This is a genomic window from Mesorhizobium sp. BR115XR7A (assembly GCF_020165315.1).
In the GTDB taxonomy this organism is placed as follows: domain Bacteria; phylum Pseudomonadota; class Alphaproteobacteria; order Rhizobiales; family Rhizobiaceae; genus Mesorhizobium; species Mesorhizobium australicum.
Window position 1 is genome coordinate 112620 of the sequence record NZ_JAIUHW010000007.1, and the last position, 25259, is coordinate 137878.

General features: G+C 62.6%; 24 protein-coding genes. 9 read left to right on the forward strand and 15 right to left on the reverse strand.

Features of this window, described 5'->3' with window-relative positions; translation table 11 throughout:
• Nucleotides 1-2: 2 nt before the first annotated feature.
• From pdeM to LB557_RS16620, 5 genes are all read right to left on the reverse strand, one after another.
• The gene (gene pdeM / locus LB557_RS16600) at nt 3-719 is read right to left on the reverse strand and encodes a ligase-associated DNA damage response endonuclease PdeM (RefSeq protein WP_015319321.1); all 717 of its coding nucleotides are present in this window, start codon (nt 717-719) and stop codon (nt 3-5) included.
• A gap of 3 nt (nt 720-722) precedes the next feature.
• On the reverse strand, nt 723-3251 hold the full coding sequence (locus LB557_RS16605) for a ligase-associated DNA damage response DEXH box helicase (RefSeq protein WP_224643229.1): 2529 nt from the start codon (nt 3249-3251) through the stop codon (nt 723-725).
• A gap of 68 nt (nt 3252-3319) precedes the next feature.
• Entirely contained in the window at nt 3320-4180 is an 861-nt protein-coding gene (locus LB557_RS16610; RefSeq protein ID WP_224643228.1) for an NlpC/P60 family protein, read from the reverse strand.
• Nucleotides 4181-4210: 30 nt separating this feature from the next.
• A complete protein-coding gene (locus tag LB557_RS16615; protein WP_015319324.1) occupies nt 4211-4561 on the reverse strand; it encodes a MarR family winged helix-turn-helix transcriptional regulator in 351 nt (116 codons plus the stop codon).
• 69 nt (nt 4562-4630) lie between these two features.
• Nucleotides 4631-5995, reverse strand: a complete 1365-nt coding sequence (locus LB557_RS16620) for a leucyl aminopeptidase family protein (protein WP_224643227.1) — start codon at nt 5993-5995, stop codon at nt 4631-4633.
• A gap of 126 nt (nt 5996-6121) precedes the next feature.
• On the opposite strand from LB557_RS16620, the gene LB557_RS16625 reads away from it, so the two are divergent.
• Nucleotides 6122-6952, forward strand: a complete 831-nt coding sequence (locus LB557_RS16625) for a tetratricopeptide repeat protein (protein WP_224713082.1) — start codon at nt 6122-6124, stop codon at nt 6950-6952.
• Between the two features lie 88 nt (nt 6953-7040).
• On the opposite strand, the gene LB557_RS16630 is transcribed toward LB557_RS16625, so the two are convergent.
• The 9 genes from LB557_RS16630 to LB557_RS16670 form a co-directional block, all read right to left on the reverse strand.
• A complete protein-coding gene (locus LB557_RS16630; RefSeq protein WP_015319327.1) occupies nt 7041-8057 on the reverse strand; it encodes a type II secretion system F family protein in 1017 nt (338 codons plus the stop codon).
• 9 nt (nt 8058-8066) lie between these two features.
• Nucleotides 8067-9080, reverse strand: coding sequence for a type II secretion system F family protein (locus LB557_RS16635; RefSeq protein WP_015319328.1), 1014 nt, complete (start codon nt 9078-9080; stop codon nt 8067-8069).
• Between the two features lie 29 nt (nt 9081-9109).
• Nucleotides 9110-10621, reverse strand: coding sequence for a CpaF family protein (locus tag LB557_RS16640; protein ID WP_015319329.1), 1512 nt, complete (start codon nt 10619-10621; stop codon nt 9110-9112).
• Between the two features lie 23 nt (nt 10622-10644).
• Nucleotides 10645-11928: a CpaE family protein gene (locus LB557_RS16645; RefSeq protein WP_224641438.1), complete on the reverse strand. Its 1284-nt coding sequence runs from the start codon at nt 11926-11928 to the stop codon at nt 10645-10647.
• A 28-nt stretch (nt 11929-11956) separates the two neighbouring features.
• Nucleotides 11957-12685: a CpaD family pilus assembly protein gene (locus LB557_RS16650; RefSeq protein WP_224641436.1), complete on the reverse strand. Its 729-nt coding sequence runs from the start codon at nt 12683-12685 to the stop codon at nt 11957-11959.
• A gap of 14 nt (nt 12686-12699) precedes the next feature.
• On the reverse strand, nt 12700-14226 hold the full coding sequence (locus tag LB557_RS16655) for a type II and III secretion system protein family protein (RefSeq protein ID WP_140660659.1): 1527 nt from the start codon (nt 14224-14226) through the stop codon (nt 12700-12702).
• Entirely contained in the window at nt 14223-15032 is an 810-nt protein-coding gene (cpaB, locus tag LB557_RS16660; RefSeq protein WP_140614762.1) for a Flp pilus assembly protein CpaB, read from the reverse strand. Before cpaB ends, LB557_RS16655 begins: the two co-directional genes overlap by 4 nt.
• Nucleotides 15033-15243: 211 nt before the next feature.
• On the reverse strand, nt 15244-15762 hold the full coding sequence (locus tag LB557_RS16665) for a prepilin peptidase (RefSeq protein ID WP_015319334.1): 519 nt from the start codon (nt 15760-15762) through the stop codon (nt 15244-15246).
• A 188-nt stretch (nt 15763-15950) separates the two neighbouring features.
• Complete coding sequence (locus tag LB557_RS16670; RefSeq protein ID WP_140614764.1) at nt 15951-16127, reverse strand: Flp family type IVb pilin; 177 nt, start codon at nt 16125-16127, stop codon at nt 15951-15953.
• Nucleotides 16128-16485: 358 nt separating this feature from the next.
• Here LB557_RS16670 and LB557_RS16675 point away from each other — a divergent pair, with 358 nt between their 5' ends.
• The 3 genes from LB557_RS16675 (at nt 16486) to LB557_RS16685 (ending at nt 18307) form a co-directional block, all read left to right on the forward strand.
• Nucleotides 16486-16905: a pilus assembly protein N-terminal domain-containing protein gene (locus LB557_RS16675; RefSeq protein ID WP_140660658.1), complete on the forward strand. Its 420-nt coding sequence runs from the start codon at nt 16486-16488 to the stop codon at nt 16903-16905.
• A gap of 138 nt (nt 16906-17043) precedes the next feature.
• Entirely contained in the window at nt 17044-17625 is a 582-nt protein-coding gene (locus tag LB557_RS16680; RefSeq protein WP_015319337.1) for a TadE/TadG family type IV pilus assembly protein, read from the forward strand.
• 40 nt (nt 17626-17665) lie between these two features.
• Nucleotides 17666-18307: a TadE/TadG family type IV pilus assembly protein gene (locus LB557_RS16685; protein ID WP_015319338.1), complete on the forward strand. Its 642-nt coding sequence runs from the start codon at nt 17666-17668 to the stop codon at nt 18305-18307.
• 5 nt (nt 18308-18312) lie between these two features.
• Here the strand turns inward: LB557_RS16685 and LB557_RS16690 are convergent, their stop codons facing one another.
• Complete coding sequence (locus LB557_RS16690; RefSeq protein ID WP_140660657.1) at nt 18313-19233, reverse strand: phosphate/phosphite/phosphonate ABC transporter substrate-binding protein; 921 nt, start codon at nt 19231-19233, stop codon at nt 18313-18315.
• 135 nt (nt 19234-19368) lie between these two features.
• Here LB557_RS16690 and LB557_RS16695 point away from each other — a divergent pair, with 135 nt between their 5' ends.
• The 5 genes from LB557_RS16695 (at nt 19369) to dnaA (ending at nt 25145) form a co-directional block, all read left to right on the forward strand.
• Nucleotides 19369-20610 carry a phosphopentomutase gene (locus LB557_RS16695; RefSeq protein ID WP_140660656.1) on the forward strand — a complete coding sequence of 414 codons (1242 nt, stop codon included), beginning with the start codon at nt 19369-19371 and terminating at the stop codon, nt 20608-20610.
• Entirely contained in the window at nt 20603-21493 is an 891-nt protein-coding gene (mutM, locus tag LB557_RS16700) for a bifunctional DNA-formamidopyrimidine glycosylase/DNA-(apurinic or apyrimidinic site) lyase (protein WP_224641431.1), read from the forward strand. The genes LB557_RS16695 and mutM overlap by 8 nt, the downstream gene beginning before the upstream one ends.
• Before the next feature lie 33 nt (nt 21494-21526).
• Nucleotides 21527-22300 (forward strand): enoyl-CoA hydratase, encoded by a 774-nt coding sequence (locus tag LB557_RS16705; protein WP_015319342.1) that lies wholly within the window; start codon nt 21527-21529, stop codon nt 22298-22300.
• A gap of 179 nt (nt 22301-22479) precedes the next feature.
• Complete coding sequence (rpsT, locus tag LB557_RS16710) at nt 22480-22746, forward strand: 30S ribosomal protein S20 (RefSeq protein WP_015319343.1); 267 nt, start codon at nt 22480-22482, stop codon at nt 22744-22746.
• Between the two features lie 854 nt (nt 22747-23600).
• Complete coding sequence (gene dnaA / locus LB557_RS16715; RefSeq protein WP_015313987.1) at nt 23601-25145, forward strand: chromosomal replication initiator protein DnaA; 1545 nt, start codon at nt 23601-23603, stop codon at nt 25143-25145.
• Nucleotides 25146-25259 lie beyond the last annotated feature (114 nt).

Consider the following 25259-nt stretch of genomic DNA (forward strand, 5'->3'; position numbering starts at 1 on the left):
TCTCAGCCTGGCCGCAGCATCGAGTGCGAGATGGCGAAGATGCGCTCGGTGCCGAGCATGTAGGCCATCAGCGACTCCAGGCGAAACAGCCCGGCATAGGCGCGGTCGAGCACGTTGAGCGAACCGGTATAGGCGCCGAAAGCCGGCATGATCATGCGGCCGCCATCGCCGGCAAAGCAGCGCCTGCGCACCGAGCGGCCTTGTTGCACAATGCGCGCGCAGGGGTGCAGATGACCAGATATTTCGCCCTCGACCCTCACCTTCGATGGCTCATGCCTGAACAGCAGCGAGCCTATGGCCAGTTCCCGCACGGTCTCGCCAGGCAGATCCGCCGGCGCTTCGGGGTCGTGATTGCCGGCGACCCAGAACCAGTCACGGCCTGCCATCTGCGCTTCCAGCCGTTCGCGAAAGCTCGAATGCATGCGCGCTGCGCCGCCACCGTCGTGGAAGGAGTCACCCAGGCTGATGACGATCGACGGCTGGTAGTCCGATATGACCGCCTGCAGCCTGAGCAGGGTCGCGCCAGTATCGTAGGGCGGGATGAGCGTGCCGCGCCTTGCCAGGGACGACCCCTTCTCCAGATGCAGGTCCGATACCGTCAGCAGCTTGAGCTCGGGGAAATACAGCACACCGCGCGGATCGCAGACCGCGCGCTCGCCCGCGATGCCGACGAGATCGGCCTCGGCGATCAGCGATGCGCGCGCCAGCGAAAAACTCATTCCTCAGCCATTCCCAGGCCCCATGGCCTCTTCGACCAGCGTCGCCGCATCCATCAGCAGCGTTTCATCGGCCTCGCCGTTCACCGGCATCTTGCCGATCTCGAGCATGATCGGCACGGCAAGCGGCGATATCTGTTCGAGCGCCTTATGCATGATTCGACCCTGGATGCGCGAGAGCATGTCCGCAAGTCTGCTGACATCGAGCAGGCCGGTCGCCGCATCGGCACGCGTCGCCTGAAGCAGGATGTGGTCCGGCTCATGGCTGCGCAGCACGTCGTAGATCAGGTCGGTCGACACGGTGACCTGCCGGCCGCTCTTCTCTTGGCCGGGGTGGCGTTTTTCGATCAGGCCCGAGATCAGCGCGCAATTGCGGAAAGTGCGCTTGAGAAGCCAGCTGTCGGCCAGCCAGGCTTCGAGATCGTCGCCCAGCATGTCCTGGTCGAACAGCGCGCTCAGTGAAGGTTTCCTGGCTTTGAACATCGCGCCCATGTCGCCCAGCGACCATATGGCCAAGGCATAATCAGTGGCGACAAAGCCGAGCGGCCTGACGCCCGCCCTGTCGAGGCGACGGGTGAGCAGCATGCCAAGCGTCTGGTGCGCCAGCCTGCCCTCAAAGGGATAGGCGACCAGATAATGGCGATTGCCACGCGGAAAGGTCTCGATCAGCAAATCGTCGCGCTTGGGCAGCATGGATTTGTCCGACTGGAACCGCAGCCAGTCGGCCACCTGCTCCGGCAGCTTCTTCCAGCGCTGCGGATCGTCCAGCATGATGCGGACCTGCTCTGCGAGGTAGGTCGAGAGCGGGAACTTGCCGCCGCCATAATATGGCACCTTGGCGTCGCTGCCGGGCGCGTTCGACACGAAGCACTCATTCTCGCGGATGCCCTCGAAACGCAGCACCTTGCCGGCGAACATGAAAGTATCGCCATGCGTCAACGTTTCGAGGAAGGCCTCCTCGATCTTGCCGAGCACGCGGCCACCGTGCGACGCCGCGCCTTTGCTGCCGGCCTTGACGTAACGCACGTTGAGGGCGGGCACCTCGATGATGGTGCCGACATTGAGCCTGTATTGCTGGGCGACGCGCAGATTGGAGACGCGCCACAGCCCGTCCTTGTTAAGGCGGATGCGGGCGTAACGCTCATAATTCTTTAGTGCATAGCCACCGGTGGCGACGAAATCGATGACACGGTCGAAGGTCGGCCGATCGAGGTCGGCATAGGGTGCCGCCGCTCGTACCTCCGCGTATAGGTCATCGGCGCGGAACGGTGCGCCGCAGGCGCAGCCGAGCACATGCTGGGCCAGCACGTCGAGCCCGCCATTGACCAGTGGCGGCGTATCCTGCGCGCCGAGATAATTGGCGTCGAGTGCGGCCCGGCACTCCAGCACCTCGAAACGGTTGGCGGGGATCAAAATCGCCTTGGACGGCTCATCCATGCGGTGATTGGCACGGCCGATGCGCTGTGCCAACCGGCTGGCGCCCTTCGGAGCACCGACATGCACGACCAGATCGACATCGCCCCAGTCGATGCCGAGATCGAGCGTCGATGTGGCGACGATGGCGCGTAGCGCGTTCTCGCCCATTGCCTTCTCGACGCGCCGGCGCTGGGCGACGTCGAGCGAGCCATGATGCAGGGCGATCGGCAACGTGTCCTCGTTGACGCGCCACAACTCCTGGAACAGCAGCTCCGCCTGGCTGCGTGTGTTGACGAACAGCAAGGTCGTCTTGTGGCGCTTGATCTCGCGGTAGATCTCCGGCGTGGCATAGCGCGCCGAATGCCCCGCCCACGGCACGCGCTCCTCGGAATCGAGGATCGAGATTTCGGGCTTGGCACCACCCGTCACAGTGATCAATTCCGCCATGTCACCCGGTGGGTTCTGGCTGACCAGCCAGCGCCGCAATTCGTCCGGCTCGGCCACCGTCGCCGACAGGCCGATCGTCTGCAGGCTTGGGACAAAGCTGCGCAGCCGCGCCAGTCCAAGCGCCAAAAGATGGCCGCGTTTCGACGTCACCAGCGAATGCAATTCGTCGAGCACGACATAGCGCAGATCCTCGAAGAAACGCCTGGCGTCGGAAGCCGCGATCAGCAGCGCAAGCTGCTCGGGCGTCGTCAAAAGAATGTCCGGCGGCACCAGCTTCTGGCGCTGGCGCTTGTGGGCGGGGGTGTCGCCGGTGCGCGTTTCGATGGTGACGGGCAGGCCGATCTCCTCGACCGGCTTGCCGAGATTGCGCTCGATGTCGACGGCCAGTGCCTTAAGCGGCGAGATGTACAGCGTGTGGATGCCGCGCCGCGCCTGGCCTGGTTTTCGCCTTGGCCTGACGGCCAGTTCGGTCAGCGACGGCAGGAAGCCGGCCAGCGTCTTGCCGGCGCCGGTCGGCGCGATCAGCAGCACCGATTGCCCGGCCTGGGCCTTCGCCAGGAGCTCTATCTGATGCGCGCGCGGCGACCAGCCTTTCTCGCCGAACCATTTCAGGAATGGCTCGGGCAGGACGACTGCGGCATTCTGGTCGGCGAGGCGGGGCTCAACTGTCACGCGCCAGAGGTAGCGCGGCGACAGTCAATCGCCAAGCAGATTCGGAACAAAAGGGGATCGAAAAAGCCTTACGGGCGCCGAACCCCTGTAGGCCCGCCATAGAGATAGCCGATGCGGGCAATGGCTTCCTTCAGCCCTTCGCGCGACACAAGCATGGTGTGGCCGTTGGCGTGGATCATGGTTTCGGCGTCGGTCATGATGGCGACGTGACCTTTCCAGAACACCAGATCACCACGTCGCAGCCCCGAAAAATCAGGGCCCGCATCGAGCGGCTCGCCGATCGAGGCGGCCTGCATGTCGGAATCGCGCAGCACATTTTTGCCGGCCATGCGCATGGCCAGTTGCACCAGGCCGGAGCAATCGATGCCGAAGCCGGAAACACCGCCCCATAGATAGGGCGTGCCGAGAAACATCTCGGCCACCGAAACATAGTCAGAAGCAGCTTCGCGGATTGGCCGCAGATGGCCTGCGATGATCGCCTCGCCGGAAGACAACACTGCGTAGGGCGTGCCGCGCGTCTCGGCGGCGCCCGTCACCATCACCGTTGATCCCATCGACAGCTGTCCCGCGACCGGGAAGCGCAGATCGGGACCTGGATAGAGGAAGGTGCGTGGTACCGACACGATGTGAGTGGACGCATGGTCGCGCCCGCCCAGCATGGCAGCGGCGACATAGCCGACATAGCCGTCGCGCTCGGCCTGGACCCAGGCCCAGCCTTCTCTCTCCTCGAAGACAAGGACATCGTCGCCGAACAGGAACTGCGTGTTGATCCCGGCATCCGGGCGTGGCGCCTTGCGCACTTCGGCAACGGATGCGGAAATCCGCGCCGGCCGGCCGGCGACGAAACGCTCCGCCGTGACCTCGCCTATCAGACGCGAATCGGCAAGGTCGGAGCGGAAAGCGTGCAGGCGGGCGTCGTGGGCGGTCAAATCAGCAATCCAGCTAGACAGAGCACTTGTTCAGATCGGCAGCTCGTGGGCTTTGGCGATGATACCATCTCCGAAGCGCTCGACAAAGAGCGCGCCTTCGACGGTGCGCTTGATCAGGACGTTGCGCTTGTCGAGCTCGTCGCGATGGCGCGACACCAGTTTCAGCGCGCCCATCGTGTCGAGCGCGCGCGTGATGACCGGCTTGGTGACGTTGAGGCGGGCGGCAAGCCCGCGCACGGTGTGCGGCGGCGGATCGAGGTAGATGGTGAACAGGATCGCCGTCTGGCGCATGGTGAGATCAGGCGCGTCCTCGCGCACCTGCGACAGCATTACTTGCTGCCACAGTCGCAGGGCTTGGCTCGGGCGCATCGCAATCGACATCGCGCCAGCATGACGGCAAATTGTTTCGGTTCCGTTTCAGTTCTCGATCGCCGACTCTGCCTGCGGCAATCAGCCATAGCGCGTCGAGATGATCCGCTCCAGCGCCCGGATGCCCTGCGCCTCGCCACCGGCCGGACCGTGGGGGCGATCGGCGGGGTTCCAGGCGAAGATGTCGAAATGCGCCCAGCTTGCCGTCTTCTCGACGAAGCGCCTGAGGAACAGCGCCGCGGTGATCGAACCGGCGAAACCATCTGATGTGACGTTGTTGATGTCGGCTATCTTCGACGACAGTTTCGCGTCGTAAGGCCGCCATAGCGGCATGCGCCACAGCGGATCCTCGACCGCCAGCGCCGCCGCCGCCAGCTCCGAGGCAAGCGCCTCGTCATCGGTGTAGAAGGGCGGCAGGTCGGGGCCAAGCGCGACGCGGGCGGCGCCGGTCAGCGTCGCCATGTCGATGAGAAGCTGCGGCTCCTCGTCGTCGGCCAGCGCCAGCGCGTCCCCCAGCACCAGCCTACCTTCGGCGTCCGTGTTGCCGATCTCGACCGTGATGCCCTTGCGGCTCGCCAGCACGTCGCCCGGGCGGAAAGCGTTGCTGGCGATCGAATTCTCGACCGCGGGGATCAGCACGCGCAGCCGCACATTGAGCCCGGCGGCCATGATCATCGAGGCCAGGCCCAGCACATTGGCGGCGCCACCCATGTCCTTCTTCATCAACAGCATGCCCGATGACGGCTTGATGTCGAGCCCGCCCGTGTCGAAGCAGACGCCCTTGCCGACCAGCGTCACCTTCGGCGCGCCCTGCCGCCCCCAGGTCATGTCGATCAGACGCGGGGCATCGGACGAAGCGCGGCCGACGGCATGGATCATCGGGAAGTTCTGTGCGAGCAGGTCGTCGCCCTTGATGACCGAGACTTCGGCCTTGTGAGCCCCAGCCAGGATCCGCACCGCCTTCTCCAGATCGTCCGGCCCCATATCGTTGGTCGGTGTGTTGACCAGGTCGCGCGTCAGGAAAACACCATCGACGACGCGGCGAACGCGCTGCGCATCGACGCCGGCCGGCAGCTCGAAGCGCAGCGCCTTGCCCGGTTTCCTGCCGTAGCGGGCAAAGACATAACCGCCGAGCACGATTGCAAGAGCCGCCAGTTCCGGCTCCGCGGGCCTGGAGGCAAAATGCCAATCGCCCTCCGGCAAGGTTTTCGCCAGCGCACCGACGGCAAGCGCGCCCTCGCCCTCACCGAGGCCGAACATGGCGCCGCCAAGCGCTCCGTTCTCGCCTGGCAGGACCAGCGTCCTGCCAGCCTCGCCGGAAAAGCCGTTTGCCTTGGCCCATGCGACAATAGACGGCGACAGAACGGCTGCCTCCAGCCCGTCCCTGGCGACCAGATGGATTGGCAGCGGGTTCTTCGGCTTGCTCTCGACCAGTTCAACGGACATCAGATGTTTCTCCTGCCGAGTTTGCGAGTCGGCGCGTCTTAACCCTCCGTTAGGGTTAACAGAATATTTCTGCTGGAGGGAAGATGGCCACGCAATGGCCACGCATGAATGGAGGCCCAGGTGCCGATGCCGACCAACCGCACGATAGACATCCGGGGAAAACGGCTCATTACCACGGCATTCATGCTAGCGCTCGCGGCGGGCGTTGCCGGTTGCGCGACCGACAAACTCACCACAGGCTCGATCGGACGCACCAGCGGCAAGCCGCTGGAAACGATGTCGGCGGGAGAATTGCACAACGCCACGGCCGCACTTGGCCAATCCTACGCGAGGAACCCCAACGACAAGCGGATAGCGACCAACTTCGCGGCGGCGCTGCAGATGGACGGCGATGCGAACCAGTCGCTTGCCGTGATGCGCAAGCTGGCGATCGCCTACCCCAAGGACCGCGAAGTTCTCGCCGCCTATGGCAAGGCATTGGCCGCCAATGGCCAGCTCGAGGCAGCGCTCGACGCCGTGCGCCGCGCACAAACGCCGGAATACCCCGACTGGAGGCTGGTGTCGGCGGAGGCGGCCATCCTCGATCAGGTCGGCCAGAAGGACGAAGCGCGCCAACTCTACCGCAAGGCGCTTGAACTCAAGCCGAACGAGCCATCGATCCTTTCCAATCTCGGCATGTCCTATGTGCTGGAAGGGGATCTGCGCACCGCCGAGACCTATATGCGCTCTGCCGCCCAGCAGCCGAATGCCGACAGCCGGGTGCGTCAGAACCTGGCGCTCGTTGTCGGGCTGCAAGGTCGCTTCGACGAAGCCGAGAAGATCGCCTCGCAAGAACTTTCCCCCGAACAGGCACAGGCCAACGTCGCCTATCTCCGGCAGATGCTGGCCCAGCAGAACGCCTGGAGCCAGCTCAAGGATCAGGACAAGGCGAAAACGGCGAAAACCGCCACCAACTGATCGTCGCGCGCGGCGCCCGATCGCGCCAAACGAAAGAGCCGCGTGGCATTTTCCGCGCGGCTCTTTCGTTTGGATTGTGCGGATGCGCCTACTGGGTGCCGTTGCTTTGCGACTGGCCGAAGATGCCGCGCTGGCTGACCTGGATGCCGGCAGGACCCAGGATGATGGCGAACAGCACCGGCAGGAAGAACAGGATCATCGGCACGGTGAGCTTGGGCGGCAGCGCGGCGGCCTTCTTCTCGGCTGCGTTCATGCGCATGTCGCGGCTCTCCGCGGCAAGCACACGCAGTGCGAGCGCCACTGGCGTGCCGTAGCGCTCGGCCTGGACGAGCGCCTGTGACACGGACCTGACCGATTCTAAGCCGGTACGGCTCGCAAGATTCTCGTAAGCCTGCTTACGTTCCTGCAGGTAGGAGAGCTCGGCGTTGGTCAGGATGAATTCTTCCGCCAGGGCCACCGATTGCGCGCCGATCTCGTCGGCGACCTTGCGCAGGCCGGCTTCCACCGACATGCCGGATTCCACGCAGATCAGCATCAGGTCGAGCGCATCCGGCCACGCCAGCTGGATCGACTGCTTGCGCTTGGTCGCGCGGTTGTTGACGTAGAGGACCGGCGCATAGAAGCCGCCATAGGCAACGAGGATGCAGACGAAAAGCCGGATCACCAATGGCTTGTCGGGCAACCCTCCGAGCACGAAAATATAGAACAGACCCAGCGCGAAACCGACAAAAGGAAGCACCAGACGGAAGAACAGAAATCGCGTTAGCGGATTTTGCCCGCGAAAGCCGGCGACCTTCAGCTTTTGCAAGGTGGACTCGTCGGCCAACGCACGGCGCAGATCGAGCCGGTCGACAATGTTGCGCATACCGACCGACTGCTGCTCGCGCAGGCCCTTGCGGCGGCGATCGGCCTCGTTCGCAAGCCGCGCGCGCTGCTTGGCGCGAAGCTCGTCACGCTCCAGCGCGACCGACTTCATGCGCGCCTTGAGCTGGTTTCCGCCAAGGGCCGGCAGCAGCGTAAAAACGGTTGCGAACACGGCGACAGCGACCAGCATCGCAATCAGGAGGCTGGGATCCGTCAGTGATTTGATGACTTGTTCGGTCATGCCACGGCCCTAGACTTCAAAATTCATCATCTTGCGCATCACGAAGATGCCGATCGACATCCAGATGCCGGAAACACCGAGGATCAGATGGCCGACGCTGGTCGTGAACAGCGGCATCAGGTAGTTGGGACTGGAGAGATAGACGAGAAAGGCAACGATGAAAGGCAAGGCGCCGATGATGGCGGCGGATGCTTTCGCCTCCATCGACAGGGCCGCGACCTTGGCCTTCATCTTCTTGCGGTCGCGCAAGACGCGCGAAAGATTGCCTAGCGCTTCGGAGAGATTGCCACCGGCTTGCGACTGGATCTGGATGACGATGCCGAAGAAGCTCGCCTCGGTGCATGGCATGGTTTCGGGCATGCGCAAGGTGGCGTCGGGGATCGACAGGCCCATCTGCTGCGAATCGACGATGCGGCGAAACTCGGTCTTGACCGGTTCAGGGGATTCGTTGGCGATCAGGCGTATGGCATCGTTCAGCGGCAGGCCGGACTTGACCGCCCGCACGATGACGTCGAGCGCGTTTGGAAATTCGTTGAGGAATGACTTGACGCGCCGGCTACGACGAAAAGAAACGAACCAACGCGGCAGGCCAAGCGCTCCGGCGAGCAGCACACCGGGCAAGACAATCATCGGCGCACCGGCCACGAACGCGACCACCGTCAGCGCGAGACCGCAGATGGCCGAATAGATATAGAAACGTTCGATCGACACCTTCATCCCAGCCTGGCGAAGCTGCGCTTTCAGCGGCGGCTTCTTGACGGCGATGTCCTTGGATTTCTGCTTTTCGTCGAGATCCTTCAGTGAATCCTGCACCGATTTGCGGCGCTTGGCGGCGTCGGCCGCCCGGTCGCGGGTGGCCTTGACGACGGAACGGTCCGTCTCGGCGGCCTTGATCGTTTCCAGCCGCCTGCCGGCCTGTTTCTCGTTGCTGATCTGGTTGAACAGAAATACATAGGCGACCGCGCCGGCGCTGAAGCCGGCGAGTACGACAAACGCCAGTACGGTGCCGTCAATTCCAAACATCGACCAGAACCTTCACGCCTGTGAGTGCGTCAGTCAGCACGTTTCTCCATGGCCTCGAGCGCTATTGCGAGGCGCTGCTCTTCGCCGTAGTAGCGCGCGCGTTCCCAGAAATGCGGGCGGCCGATGCCGGTCGAGACGTGTTCTCCCAGCAGCCTGCCGTTGGCGTCCTCGCCCTTGATGTTGTAGAGGACGATATCCTGGGTGATGACGACGTCGCCCTCCATCCCGATCACTTCGGTGATATGGGTGATGCGGCGCGATCCGTCGCGCAGGCGTGCCGCCTGGATGATGACGTCGATGGAGCCGACGACGATTTCGCGCACGGTTTTCTGCGGCAGCGAATAGCCGCCCATGGCGATCATGGATTCGATACGGTTCAGGCATTCGCGCGGGCTGTTGGAGTGGATCGTGCCCATCGAGCCGTCATGGCCCGTGTTCATCGCCTGAAGAAGGTCGAAGACCTCGGGTCCGCGCACTTCGCCGACGATGATGCGTTCAGGCCGCATGCGCAGGCAATTCTTGACCAGGTCGCGCATCGTCACCTCGCCCTCGCCCTCGAGATTGGGTGGACGCGTTTCCAGGCGCACGACATGCGGCTGCTGCAGCTGCAGTTCGGCCGAGTCCTCACAGGTGATGACGCGCTCGTCGCGGTCGATGTAGTTGGTCAGGCAGTTGAGCAATGTCGTCTTGCCGGAGCCGGTGCCGCCCGAGATGACGATGTTGCAGCGGACACGGCCGATGATCTTGAGAACTTCGGCCCCTTGCGGAGAGATGGCGCCGAACTTGACCAGCTGATCGAGCGTCAGCTTGTCCTTCTTGAATTTGCGGATGGTGAGCGCGGTGCCATCGATAGCCAACGGCGGCGCAATGACGTTGACGCGCGACCCGTCGGGAAGACGAGCGTCGCAGATCGGGCTGGATTCGTCGACGCGGCGGCCGACCTGGCTGACGATGCGCTGGCAGATATTGAGAAGCTGCTGGTTATCGCGAAACCGAATGCCGGTCTGCTCGACCTTGCCGTTCACTTCGATGTAGACGTTCTTGGACCCGTTGACCATGATGTCGGCGATGTCGTCGCGCGCCAGCAACGGCTCGAGCGGCCCATAGCCAAGCACATCATTGCAGATGTCCTCGAGCAGTTCTTCCTGCTCGGCGATCGACATCGCGAAGTTCTTGATCGCGATGATGTCGTTGACGATGTCGCGGATTTCCTCGCGCGCGCTTTCGGGATCGAGCTTGGCGAGTTGCGACAGGTCGATCGTATCGATGAGAGCCGAGAACACCTGGCTCTTGGTGTCATAGTAGGTTTCGCTCTTTTCGCGGCCCCTCCTCGGTTCGGGCGCCATGGGTGGCGCTTCGACCGCGCGCCTGGCCGGCGGCGCGACCGGTGCGCTCGGCTGAGGCGTGGCCGCGGGCCGGGCAAGCACCGCGGTGTCGGCCGGACCCGCGGCGGCCGGCGCAATCGTAGCCGGTGCCGATGCCGGCTGGCGGAATTCCGGCGTGAACCGGTTGCCGTCGTCGTTGCCTCTTTTACCGAACATGACCGACTACCGACCCCATTGCGTCACTTCTTGTTGCGCGAGAGCTTGCCGAGCAGACTGCCCAGGCCAGCTTTCTTCTTCGCCCGGATTTCGCTACGGCCCGTCAGCACATGGGCAATCTCGTTGATCGTGGCCACAACCGGGTTCTTGGCATCCATCTCGCCCAGCATGCGCCCGTTGTTTGCGGCGTTGCCGAACAGCAGGGGATCAAAGCCGATGACCGACATTGGTGTCAGGCCGAGCGGTTCGGCGAAATCGGATGCCGAGATCTCGGGCCGCTTGGGCACGCCGGTCTGGTTGATGATCAATTTCGGCGGCGGGTCGTTCGGACGAAGCCGCTTCAACATGTCGACCAGGTTCTTGGTGTTGCGCAGATTGGCCAGTTCCGGAGTCGCCGTGATCACGATCTCGTCAGCCTTGACCAGCGTGTTCTTGGCCCATCCCGTCCAGACATGAGGAACATCGAGCACAAGCAGCGGCACGCTGCGCTGCGCGGTATCGACAAGTTGCGCGAAGGCATCGGGATCGAAGTCGTAGACGCGTTCCAGCGTCGAGGGCGCCGCAAGCAGCGACAGGTGCTCGGCGCATTGGGTCAACAGCCGGTCGAGATAAACTTCGTCGATGCGCTCGGGCGAGAACACCGCCTCGGCGATGCCCTGGGCCGGATCCTGGTCGAAATTGATGTTGGCGGTGCCGAAGGCGAGATCGAGGTCGGCGACAACGACCTCGGATTTGAACAGCGAGGACATTGCCCAGGCGACGTTGTGGGCGATCGTGGAAGAGCCGACGCCACCCTTGGCGCCGACGAAGGCGACCGTGCGGCCGAGCGGTTCGGCATCCGGATCGACGAAGATCGACGACACGACGCTGACGATGTCGGCCATCGACACCGGCGCGATGACATATTCGGAGATGCCGGAACGGATGAGTTCGCGATAAAGACCGACATCATTGTAGTGACCGATCACCACCACTTTCGAGGATGGATCGCAGTATTCCGAAAGCTGGGCGAGCTGCTCCAGCAATTGCTTGGGTTCGCTGCGCGATTCCAGCAGGATCAGGTTGGGCGTCGGCGCCGACTGGTAGAATTCGATTGCGGTGGCGACGCCGCCCATATGGACCTTGAGATGCGCCTTGGTCATGCGACGGTCCTCGCCGGCGCGCTGGACCGGATTGGCAACGCCCTCGGTCTCGCAGAATGCCTGGATCGAAATGCGCGGAACCGGCCGCAACGCCTGCATCGCGGCGACGTCCTGCGGCGAGATATCGGCGCCCTCGACGGTGGCGTCATAGGCAAGGCTGCTCATGGTTGGTTGCCCCTAGACTTTGCAGTCATCAGTAATCGACTTCTTGGCTGACCGGAGGCACTGCCAACGGAACTTTCCGATAGTCATCTATGACCTGACCACGCCGTTCCGCATCGATGGTGGTCTGCTTGCGCGGCCCGAGAAGATCATTTGGATTGGCCATCTGAGCGGCAAGATTGTTCTGATAGGAGCAGCCGAAATCGGCGTAGTGCTTGTTTTCCGACGTTTCCACCAGGTCATCGGGCCAACGCCCGCATTTGTCGGTCTGTGCCCTCACCGCGATGTAGGAAACGCGAACCGGGGCTGAGGCCTCGCTCGATCCAGCCTGATAGGAGACCACGACGATCCGGTCGCGCTTGATACCGGCGGCGACCGCGAGCCGGGCGAAATCGCGGCCAGCCGCCGTCGCGGCGACTTCGTTGGCCGATCCGCTTGGAACCTGGATCGTCAATGTCGGAGCGGCAGACTTATCATAGCCGTCGAGGAAACCCAGAAGCGTGTCGCGCTGCGAGCCGGTCATGCCACGGTCGCCGGCGCCGACGGGAAGATCGATCTTCTGGTTCTTCTCCGCGATGACGATCGGATGATTGGTGCGATAGTCGTCGGGGATGGCGCCGACGGTAACGCTGTCGCGGTGGGCGCAACCGGCCAGGAGAGCCGTCAACGCTGCCGCGAGGATCGGAAGGACCCGCAGGCCTGTCCAAGAACGGCCGGAGCGCATCGCAGAGATCCTTGCCTTCAATGCTGACTGAGACATGTCCGCTTTCCCGTTCACTTGTAGATAAAGCCGACGACGCCGTGATAGCGACCGTTGGGCCTGTCGGTCTGCATGGTGCCGTAGACGCGATTGACACGCCCAAGGAACATCCCGGCGCCATCGCTCGGAGGGTTGAAATTGTCGTCCGGCTTGGCGAGATCATTGCGTGCCACTGGCCGCGCCAGGTAGGGCGTGATGATGATGACGAGCTCGCTTTCGTTGCGGACGAAGTCCTTGCTGCGGAAGAGTGTGCCGAGCACGGGAATCTTGGCGAGACCTGGCAGACCGGAGACTGCCTGACGGACATCGTCGCGCACCAGGCCGGCGATCATCATGGAGCCGCCGGAGGGTAGCTCAACGGTGGTGTCTGCCAGGCGTTTGCGAATCGACAGTATGGTCATTCCAGGCAAGGCGCCTGCCCCTTCGAGCGTAGTGGCACCTTCCGCGGTCGGCTCCGATACGGAGGTCCTGACCTTCAGGCTGATGCGCCCGGCCGACAGCACTACGGGCTGGAACTCAAGCCCAATGCCATATTCGAGCTTGTCATTGGTGTACGTAACTTGGCCGGTCTGGTTGTCGCTCGAAACATTGTTGGTGCGTCCGGTGATGAGATTGAATTCCCCACCGACCTTGAACGTCGCCTTCTCGCCAGAAACCGCCGTGAGGGTCGGTTCGGCAAGCGTCTTCATGACGCCGCTTTGCTCCATCGCGTTGACGTAGGCCTGAATTCCATTGCCGAGGCCGTCGCCGAGCCTGAAGTATGAATTCTGCGAAAGTGGCTTGCCAAGTCCGTAATTGGGCGAACTCAAGGCCCCGTAGCTGATGCCGTTCGAGCTACCGCTGCTGAGCATGTTGACACCGAGTTGCTTCATCACGGAGCGACTGACTTCGGCGACGGTCACCTTCAGCGTGACCTGGTCGTCACCGATGATCTGCAAGAGATTGACGATCTTGGAGACACGGCGCTCCTGGTCCGGGTTGTTGATGTCGACACCGCTCTGGGCCGAGCCGCCGGCGGCGGTCTGCGAATACTGGCCCGTCGTCGCCTCACCGCCCGAGACGAAGATCGTCGCCAAGTCGACCGCTCGTTTGGCGTCCAGCGGCGTGTCGACGGTGCCGGTCAGGATGACGTTGTCGTTCAGCAGTTCCACCTTCACGGTCGATGTCGGAAGGAAGCGCTTGATATAGTCTTCCAGGCCGGCGACGTCGCGTTCGATGGCAAGATCCAGGCTGGCGATCTGTTCGCCGTTCGGTCCAAAGACGAAGATGTTGGTTTCGCCGACCGACTTGCCAAAGAGATAGATACGCCTTGCGGTACGGGTCACGGCGTCGGCAACAGAGGGATTGGCGACCAGAATGTCATAGGCATCGCTCGGCAGGTCTATGACCACCGACTTGTTGAGGCCCAGCTTGACGCGCTGGGTGGCTGTCGTGGCCGACACCTGCGTGCTCTTCGCCTCGACGCCCTGCACATTCGCTCCGACCAGCAGCAGGCCGAATGCCATGGCTGCGATTGCCGGCAGTTTAGCGCTTAGCCTCATTTCCTTGCCCCTACCTCGGAGACTTCGCCCGACTTGATCAGCCTCACCGTTCCCCTGCGACCATTGCCGGAAACGAGATAGTCGGCCTCGTCCACATTCTTTTCCTGGGTGTCCGTGATCGCCCGCAGCGCCAGCGTCAGGCGATCCGCCATCTGCTGGGCAACGGTGATGATCTCCGCCTGTTTGGGTGTCAGCTCCAGCGTGGCGGTCTGGCCTACCCTGGTCTTCTTGCCTTCCTCGTCTTCCTGGATGGTCTGATCGATTGCCAGGACGCGGATATTCTTCAGGATGGTCTCGGTGCTGAAGCCGGCCCCAGTGTTGGCATCGGCCCTGCGGGTCATGATGACGTCGACGAAATCGTTTGGAAGGATGAAGCCGCCGGCCGAGGTGTCGGCCGATATGGTCGTGGCGACCGCCCGCATGCCGGAAGGCAGGATGGACGACATGAAGCTTTGCCCCTCGCCGATCAGCTTGGAGCGCCGCACGGGCTCGCCCGCATACATCGGCACACGGGCAATCGACCCTTTCAGCTTCTCCAGGGCGTCGGGAGCAGTGGCCTTGGTGATGAAATTCGCGTTGATGCCGTCAGCGGGCCAGGATTGCCAGGCGATGCTGTTCTGGAGCGCGTTGCCCATCGCGACATCACCCGAAAGCACGAGCACGTCCTGCAGGGATACCGCCGGGGCCTGGGGGCCAGAATCGACGACGATCTGAGGCGGCGGAGCGACCATGTTTTTCGCGACATAGCCAGCACCGCCCGCCGCGGCCACCGCCACGCTCAGAATAATCAATCGGGATGCTGGCATCTGTCCGAACCCTCGCCCTTGGCAAACCACCTAGCCAAGCCGGACTTTGCAGCGGCAATCGTCAAAACAAGGTTAATGCAATGCTTACGATCGTGATTAATTTAAGGTTTACATAAATTGGATGGATCGCGCCGAGATGCGCGGAAATGCTGGGCCGCCGCTCCGCAAGACGGCTTGCAAGGCATGTCAGCCGACGAAAAAATTGATGAATTCAGTTCGCCAGCCTTGCCAGCGCCCATACCATCATGGGGGAATCGGGAAAGGTCAGCAGTCCGCCCAGGCCGAGCGCGATCCCGTAGGGAACACCGGCCGACTCTTCGGCGAAATGACGCAGGAATGGATTGCGGCCGGTGAAAACCGCCAGCGTCGACTTCCGGTAAAGCAGGATGGCGATTGTCAGAAGGCCGCCGATGAATGTCGAGACGACCAGATATTCGACGAGATGCACGTTGAGCCCCATCCACACGGCCGTGGCGGCCAGCAGTTTGGCGTCGCCGCCGCCCATGCCACCCAAGGCGAACAGGCCGAACGTCACGGCAAGGACGATGGCGCCGGCGGCGAAATGTCCGCCATAGGCTGCCCAGTCCATGCCCGTCAGCGGCGCCACCAGCGCGAAGACGACGACAAGCAGCACCGGCACGCGATTGGCGATCGTCATCGACAGCATGTCGGAGATCGCGGCAAACAGCATGCAGAACGGGAAGACGACGAAGATCAGGGCTTCAAGCATCGGCGCTTATGCCTATTGTGCGGATTTCCAGGATACTCAATCTAGGTCGGTTCGATTAACGATTGATGAGGTCCGCATGAAAAGACGGTCGTTGTCGGCAGCACTCTGGACCGGTCACAGACAAACAGGGGCCGCAATGTGGCGGCCCCTGTCCAGAATGCAATCCAGGTGATCAGCAAATAAGCAGATCAGCTGCCGCTGCTGTTCAGCGTTGTACCGATGGTCGTGAACTTGGCGTTGATGGCATTGCCGAGCGCGCCTGCGCCGGTGATGATGGCGAGCGCGATGAGAGCGGCGATCAGACCATATTCGATGGCGGTCGCGCCGGATTCGTCTTTCACGAAACGTGCGATGAGATTAGACATTCGAGAGCTCCTACTCCACGTGTTACAGCACTTCCGTCAACTTCTGTGATGGTTGATCGGATGCTGCAAATCTAGGGAGAAGCTCTTTCGATCGGCTTAATAAACAGCCTTACCGATTCCTTTCCCGGCTAGAACATGTTGCGTGGTTAACTCCACACTAAGCGCTGGCTAATGTTCTGTTTTGCAGGTCGACGTCGCAAACGGCAAGGGCTTGGGCAGGCTTGCGACGCCTGCACGAGTCCGATGGTGCGCTCGGCCATGCCGACCGCCGTATCCGGGCGCAACAAGTCAACTTAACCGTTGGTTCACCAATCTCGTTCATGTTCTGTTGAACAGTCCGCTTGCGTGGAGCGCCGTGATGGCCGTGCCGAGATCCTCAATTCTGATTGCCGTGCTTCTTGCCGCCAGCTTGACCGCGCCCGCCAGGGCCGGCGCCGGGATCGAGGTCACCATGAACCAGGCCAAGATCGTGAAATTGTCGCGCCCCGCCGATACGATCGTCGTGGGCAACCCGGCAATCGCCGACGCCTCCGTCCAGGATGCCTCGACGATCGTGCTCACCGGCAAGGGTTTCGGTGTCACCAATCTCGTCGTTCTCGACCCAGAGGGCAGCCCGATCGTCGACGCACAGGTTACCGTGGTCCGCCAGGCGGCCTCGTCGGTTCGCATTTACCGGCGCGCGGAGGTCCAGACCATGTCGTGCACGCCCTATTGCGAAAGCTCCTACAAGAGCGACGCGGAGAAATCGTCCGAAGCCGAGATGAGCGTCAGCAAATAAGCCATGCGGGCCGTGCCAGCGCCCAGGTTACTGCCTGGTTAAAGCGCCTGCGCCGAGTTTAACGATCATTCAAACCGGACCTCAATTGGTTTGCACTAATACACCTGTCAGCACCGTCCAGGATGGCAGGAACATCGCATGAGCAAGGAAATCGGCTCGACAGATCAACGCAAGATCGAGCGCGCCAGGCCTTTCCAGCGCTTCGTGCGCGACCGGCGCGGCGCCACGGCGCTCGAGTTCGCGCTGCTTGCGATGCCGTTCGCGCTTCTCGTCTTCGCCATCCTCGAAAGCTGCATCTCGTTTGCCAGCCAGGAGGTGATGGCCAACATTACAGACGATGTCGCGCGCCGGCTGCGCACCGGCCAGTTGAGGGCCGCCGACGTCGCCGGAGACAATTTGAAGAACATGATCTGCGGCAAGCTGGAAATCATCGTTTCGCAGGATTGCCCCAATCAGTTGAGCGTCGATCTTCGCCAGTACACGGCTTTCGCCGACGCGGCCCAGGCCGGCTTCAGGATTCAGGGCGGTAACATCCAGCTGACGAATAGCGGCGCCGATGTGCCCTTTACCGTCACGGCGGGTGCGGCGGAGTCAAGGAACATGCTGCGGGTTTTCTACAAATGGCCCATCATGACCAACCTGATGGCGCAGTCGATGGGCGGCAACAAAACGCTGCATTTCGCTTCGGTGACCTGGCAGAACGAGCCGTTCGACAATTGAGACAATCACCGAAGCAACAACAAGAAAAAAGGCAGTGAATATGATGCGTGCGGGGGCACATCAGGGAATTGCTGGGCCCTGGGGCAAATCAATGCTCTGGGGCAAATCAATCCGGTTCTGGTCCAATCGTCGTGGCGTCGCGGCGGTCGAGTTCGCGCTTATCGCGCCTATCCTGCTGGTCATGTATTTCATGACCATGGAGGCTTCGCAGGCCATCGAGACGAGCAAGAAGGTCAGCCGTGTCGGCAGCATGGTCGCCGATCTCGTCACACAACAGCCGACCATCGCCAAAGTGGACCTCGATGCCATCATGAAGATCGGCACCTTGACCCTTCAACCCTATAACCGCTCCGTGCCGGACATCACCATCACGGCCATACAGGTCACCACCGATGCCACGCCGCAGGTCCTGGTGGTGTGGTCGCGCAAGGTGGTCAACGGTGTGAACGGCGTCGGAGCCACCGCCGGCACCGCCACCACGGTTCCGGCAAGCCTCAGGGTCCCCGGAACCTTCCTCGTCCGCGTCGACAGCACCCTGGCCTATAAGCCGATCATCAGCTGGACGACCGACAGCCAACAGAAGCTCGGGTTTGTCGAGACGCTCGCCAAAGGCATGACGATGGGCGAAACCTATTATCTGCGTCCCCGCAGAAGCGTCACGATCCCTTGCAGCGATTGCTGAAAGACTTATTGCCGCCCATCGACCGATACCATCCGCACGATGGCCTCCGCCGCCGCATAGTCCTTGGGAGCCACGGGCATGAAGCCGCCAGCATGCTTCGGCTCCAGAAGGTCGTAGACATCCGGCGTCGTCGATTTGAGGTTGGTGAGGAACACGGTCAGCCGACGCTTGGCTTCCGGATCGAGGTCGCCGCGCACCGCATGGGGACCGTATCTCAGCAGACCCGACGTCCACACGACCTGAAGGGCCGAGGCCGAAAGGCCCGACGATTCGAGCCTTGCCTGCGTGCCCCCAGGCAGTCGCGGCTGACCGTCGGCCGCTGCCTTCACCCAGCCGAACATGGCGTCGGCCTCGCCGTCGACGAGCATGGTTTCAGCCGCCGACGCCGACGGGGCATGGACAAGGAATGGTGCGTCTTCGGCGATCCTGACGTGTTCGGCGGCCAAGCCCGCCAGCGGCAAAAGCGAACCGCCGACGCTGTCCGGCGGCGGCATGGCGATCCGGCGGGTCTCCATGTCAGCCAGGCCGGGCAATTCGCCGTCCCTGGTCAGCAGTACCGAGCGGATGCCGGCCGCACCGTCTGAATCGACCGGAGCTACGAGCGGCTCGACGCATTCGCAGCGTTGCAGCGCCGTGGCGTAGGCGGTCGCCGAATAGATGGCGTATTCGATCCGCGCATTGGCCTGTGCCTCGATCAGTGCCGCGTAATCGCGGGCAACGACGAATTCCACCTTCATGCCGAGCGCATTGGTAAAGGCTTGCGTCAGCACGGCCAGCCCCGGAACGGTATTGCCGGCGCCGGGTTCGGCGACGATACCGATGCGAAATGTGCCGATATCGTCGCGCCAGTCTGCCCACGCCGGTCCACAACAGAACGCACCGTTCACAGCCATGAGGGCAGTCCATGTCTTGAGCGCAGCCTTCATGACAGGACCGCCTTGCCTCTTGTTTCGTCCATGGGCGCCCAACTGGTCGCGACACCTGATCTTTGCGCCTTCCGAATTGCCAAGGCCGCTATGGAACCCTATGTCTTGAGGTCCACACTGGCAACAAATGACCCGATGGCGCGTGCATTCCTCTTTGTCCTGGATTCCTTCGGCATCGGCGGCGCGGCCGACGCAGAACGCTATGGCGACGCCGGTGCAAACACGCTGGCGCACATCGCCGAAGCTTGCGCGGAAGGGCGCGCCGATCGCGACGGGCTTCGTCAGGGACCACTGTTCGTCCCCCACATGGCATCGCTGGGACTTGGCAAGGCGGCCGAGACGGCGACAGGACTGGGTTTTGCTCATTTCGGGACGGACCTGCTCGCCAATGCCTTCCATGGCGCGGCGCAGGAGATTTCGAGCGGCAAGGACACGCCTTCCGGCCACTGGGAGATCGCAGGCCTGCCAGTACGCTTCGACTGGGGTTATTTCCCGGATACGGTTCCCGCCTTTCCGGCCGACCTGACTGAGGCGATCATCCGCGAGGGCAAGGTTTCAGGCATCCTCGGCAATTGCCATGCGCCAGGCACCGAGATCATCGAGCGGTTCGGCGAGGAACACATCCGCACGGGCAAGCCGATCTGCTACACATCGGTCGATTCCGTCCTGCAGATCGCCGCGCATGAGGTCCATTTCGGCCTGGAGCGGCTTTATGAATTGTGCCAGGTGGTTCGCCGGCTGGTTGACCCGCTGAGGATCGGACGGGTAATCGCGCGCCCCTTCGTCGGCGAGACATCAGCCACCTTCGAGCGAACCTACAACCGCCAGGACTACGCCGTGCCGCCACCCGAAGCGACATTGCTCGACCGGCTGACGGCGCGCGGCAGCCGCGTCATCGCCGTTGGCAAGATCGGCGACATCTTCGCCCATCGCGGGATTTCGCAGGTGCGCAAGGCGGCGGGCAACATGGCCATGTTCGACCAGGCGCTGGGCGCCATGGACGAGGCCGGCGACGGTGACCTCGTGTTCGCCAATTTCGTCGATTTCGACACCGAATTCGGCCATCGCCGCGACGTCGCCGGTTATGCCGCCGCACTCGAGGCCTTCGACCGGCGTCTGCCGGAGGCGTTTGCGAAGCTGAAGCAGGGCGACCTTCTCATCCTGACCGCCGACCACGGCAACGATCCGACCTGGCGCGGCACCGATCATACGCGCGAACGCATTCCGGTCATCGGCACTGGACCCGGCCTCAAAGGCGGCGACATAGGGCTGAGGGCGACATTCGCCGATATCGGCGAGACGGTTGCCGAACATCTGCGGCTGGCGCGCGGCCGTAACGGCACGTCCTTCCACGCCACGATTGGCGGCCATGCCTGAATTGCCCGAAGTCGAAACGGTCCGGCGCGGCCTGCAGCCGGTCCTGGAAGGTGCCCATCTGGCCAAGGTCGAGATGAGACGACCCGATCTGCGCTTCCCCTTTCCCGAACGGTTCTCGGAGCGGCTGACGGGCAGGACGGTCACGGCGCTTGGCCGGCGCGCCAAATATCTGACCATGCATATGCAAGGTGGTCCGGTTCTGATCTGCCACCTCGGCATGTCGGGCTCCTTTCGCATCGAGACCGGCGACGACGACGAGACAACGGGCGTGTTCCATCATGAGCGTTCGAAGAGCGCGGCGCACGATCATGTCGTGTTCCATGTCGTTTCCGCGGCCGGCGCGCGCTCCCGGGTGATCTTCAACGACCCGCGCCGCTTCGGTTTCATGCTGTTTGCGGAAGAGCCGCCGGAGACGCATCCGATGCTGGGCGGACTGGGTGTCGAGCCCACCGGCAATGCGCTGGACGGCGGTCTGCTTGCCTCGCTGCTGAAAGGCCGCAGAGCGCCGCTCAAGGCAGCGCTTCTCGACCAGAGGCTGATCGCCGGCTTAGGCAATATATACGTCTCGGAGGCGCTCTGGCGCGCAGGGCTGTCACCCCTGCGCGAGGCAGGCACCATCGCCAAGCCAGGCAAGAAGGCCAGGGAACAAAGCGAAGGCCTCGCCGAGGCAATCCGTTCGGTCGTCGCGGACGCCATCGCGGCCGGCGGGTCTTCACTGCGCGACTATGTGCGCACCGATGGGTCGCTGGGTTATTTCCAGCATTCCTTCGCCGTGTACGACCGCGAGGGTGAGCCTTGCCCCAAGCCCGGCTGCAGCGGCCATGTCCAACGTATCGTGCAGAGCGGACGCTCGACCTTCTATTGCCGAACCTGTCAGAGGTAAGCTAGACCGCCGTCGAGCAAGGAGAAGCAGCCCATGGACTATGAGACGATCATCACCGAGACGCGTGGCAAGGTCGGGCTGATCACGCTGAACCGGCCAAAAGCGCTCAATGCGTTGAATTCCCGGATCCTTGCTGAACTCGTCTCGGCCGTGAACGGTTTCTGCGCCGATCCTGGCATCGGCGCCGTGGTTGTTACCGGTTCCGACAAGGCCTTCGCCGCCGGTGCCGACATCAAGGAAATGCAGGCGATCTCCTACGCGGATGCCTACAGCCAGGACTTCTTCGTTGGCTGGGAAGAGTTCACGCGGGCACGAAAGCCGATCATCGCGGCGGTGGCCGGCTATGCCCTGGGAGGCGGCTGCGAACTCGCCATGATGTGCGACTTCATCATTGCCGCCGATACGGCCAAATTCGGCCAGCCCGAGATCACGCTCGGTGTCATTCCCGGCATGGGCGGGTCGCAACGCCTGACCCGGTTCGTCGGCAAATCGAAAGCAATGGACATGTGCCTGACGGGACGAATGATGGATGCCGCCGAGGCCGAACGTTCGGGCCTGGTGTCGCGGGTCGTTCCGGCCGCCGAGCTGGTCGAAGAGGCCGTCAAGGCGGCGGCCAAAATCGCGGATTTCTCGCTGCCATCGGTGATGATGGCCAAGGAAGCGGTGAACCGGGCCTATGAGACGACGCTTGCCGAGGGATTGCGCTTCGAACGCCGCCTGTTCCACTCGCTTTTCGCGCTCGAAGACCAGAAGGAAGGGATGGCGGCGTTCGCCGAAAAGCGGAAGCCGAATTTCACCAACCGGTAGGGCGTGGCGGGCCAGCGTCCGAAACCCGTGGCATCGGCAAAAAGAACGCCCGTCGGCGTTGACGCGCCGGAAAAGCTGAACTATAAGCCGCACCAACCGAGGCGGCCCCGTGGCTGCCCGTTTGTTTTTTGCGCCCTGCGGCACGCCGCGTGCGCCGACCAGATCAGAAGAGAGGCATCATGGCCAACACATCCTCGGCCAAAAAGGCAACGCGCAAGATCGCCCGCCGCGCAGCGATCAACAAGAACCGCCGCTCGCGCGTCCGCACCTACGTGCGCCAGGTCGAAGAGGCACTCGCCTCCGGCGACAAGGCCGCCGCACAGGCCGCCTTCAAGGCAGCCGAGCCGGAATTGATGCGCGCCGCAACCAAGGGCGTGATGCACAAGAACACAGCGTCCCGCAAGGTGTCGCGCCTCGCCCAGCGCCTCAAGGTGCTGTCGGCCTGACATCGCCTTTTCAGGACGATCTTCTTCGAACCCGGCCGATCGCGCCGGGTTTTTTCGTTTGCCGGCAAGTACTTAAAAAGAATAGCCGCAGACAGCCCCAAGTGCAGATTCCCGAGTGCGAAATGATTTGCCGGCACATACATGCCCGCCGATGACCGGCACGCTTGAAAAGCGCCGACTGAAAAAACTACGCTCCGCACAAATAGCTATTTTTTTTCAATCGGTTAGCGGCAGTCATCCACAGCTTGTCCACAACGCGCCGAAGAGACGGGAGGACAACTGGCTGTCAAGTGAATTATTTCAGAAAATTTCGCGCCGGCCCGGCTTTTTCATATTCCTCGGAAAAGGGTTTGAATCCCAATGGCTTTGTCAAAATATGCCGCTGCGGCATGGCGCTCCAACCTGCCCGAGGTAACCAGATTCCTTAAAAATCCGTTAGACGTGGCCTTGCCCTATCCACAGCGATTTCGGTAATGTCGATCTATCGAACGGGACGGGCCTCTGGCCCTAACCCAGCCTTACGCGGCCAGCTTAAATTGGCGGGATTTGCGACGTGGATCAAGTCCGCGAACGGGTATGGTTTGCTCTTTTTCGATACGGTAGGGGACTGGCGTAACTAGACATGGCAGGTAGGACGGCGCGCCGGCGCTCTTTCGCCGGACGGTGTTGTATTGCCCTGACATACCCAACGCGGACTGGCTTCCATGGGCCGGCACCGGTTCCCGTCGGATAGTGGGCGACGTTCATTGCCGGCGGCGGCAATGGCCATCGTAGCGAAGACACGGTCGCCGGAAAAGGATGCAGGAGGCGCATCCCCAGCGAAAAACAGGTACAGAAAGGCAAGGAACTCGATCATGCAGAGCGGCATCGAAAGGGAGCTTACGGGCGACCTCCCATTTCCTGGAACTTTGATCGGAGCAAACGAGATGGCGGTCTCCAGCGACGCGGAACAGAAGTTCGACCGGGTCAAGGCCCAGTTGAAGGCGCGCCTGGGAACCGAAGTCTATTCCAGCTGGTTTGGGCGCATGAAGGTCGCGGAAGCGTCCAAGGGCATTGTCCGCATCTCCGTGCCCACCGCATTCCTGCGCTCGTGGATCAACGGCCACTATCATGATCTCATTTCAGAGCTGTGGAAGCACGAGGATCCCGAGCTTCTCAAGATCGAAATCGTCGTGCGCACCGCAACCCGTCAGGGGCGCGGCCAGCCCGAACCGGAATTGGCGCCGGCCCGCAAGATGACGCGGCAGACGCAGACGGCGCTGGCCGCCGGCACCGTCAGTCCAAGTAGGGTGGAGCGGTCTCCGATGCCGCGTCCGGGCGTGCCGGTCGAGAGCGAGTTCCGCCACAATGTCCTGGGATCACCGCTTGATCCGCGTTACACGTTCGGCTCCTTCATCGAGGGACCGTCGAACCGCGTTGCCTTCGCCGCCGCCAAGGCCGTGGCGGAATCGCAGTCGAGCGCGGTACGCTTCAACCCGCTTTTCCTGCATGCCACCGTCGGGCTCGGCAAGACGCACCTGCTGCAGGCCATCGCGGCGGAATCGCTGAAGCAGAACCCGAAGTCACGCGTCGTCTACCTCACCGCGGAGTATTTCATGTGGCGCTTCGCCACGGCGATCCGCGACAACAACGCACTGACGCTCAAGGAGCAGTTGCGCGACATCGATCTCTTGATCATCGATGACATGCAATTCCTGCAGGGCAAATCGATCCAGCATGAATTCTGTCATCTGATCAACATGCTGCTCGACAGCGCCAAGCAGGTCGTCGTTGCCGCCGACCGGCCACCGTCGGAGCTGGAATCGCTCGAACCGCGGGTCCGTTCGCGTCTCAATGGCGGCGTCGCGCTCGAAATGTCGGCGCCCGATTTCGCCATGCGGCTCGGCATGCTCAAACTGCGTCTGGCCACGGCCAGGATCGACGATGCATCGCTGGGCATTTCCGAAGAGATCCTCAACCACGTTGCCCGCACCGTGACCGGCAGCGGACGTGAACTGGAGGGCGCCTTCAACCAGCTCCTGTTTCGCCAGTCGTTCGAGCCGCAGATCACCATCGACCGCATCGACGAGATCCTCGGCCACATCTATCGCACGGGCGAGCCGAAGCGGGTCCGCATCGAGGACATTCAGCGCATCGTGGCGCGTCACTACAACGTCTCGAAGACGGAATTGCTGTCCAATCGGCGCACGCGCACCATCGTCAAGCCGCGACAGGTCGCCATGTATCTGTCGAAGGTGATGACGCCGCGCTCGCTGCCGGAAATCGGACGGCGCTTCGGTGGCCGCGATCACACGACGGTGCTGCACGCCGTGCGCAAGATCGAGGACCTTTCCGGCAATGACAACACGCTGGCGCAGGAACTGGAATTGCTGAGAAGGCTGATCAACGACCAGGCCTGACCGGCTGGAAAGCGCCCGCTTGCGGGGTTGGCCAGCTTTATCCCCAGAAAGCCCGCGCAACCGGCCCGAACCGGTGGCGCGGGCTTGCGTTCACTGGTTTTTTCCTGTCAGTTT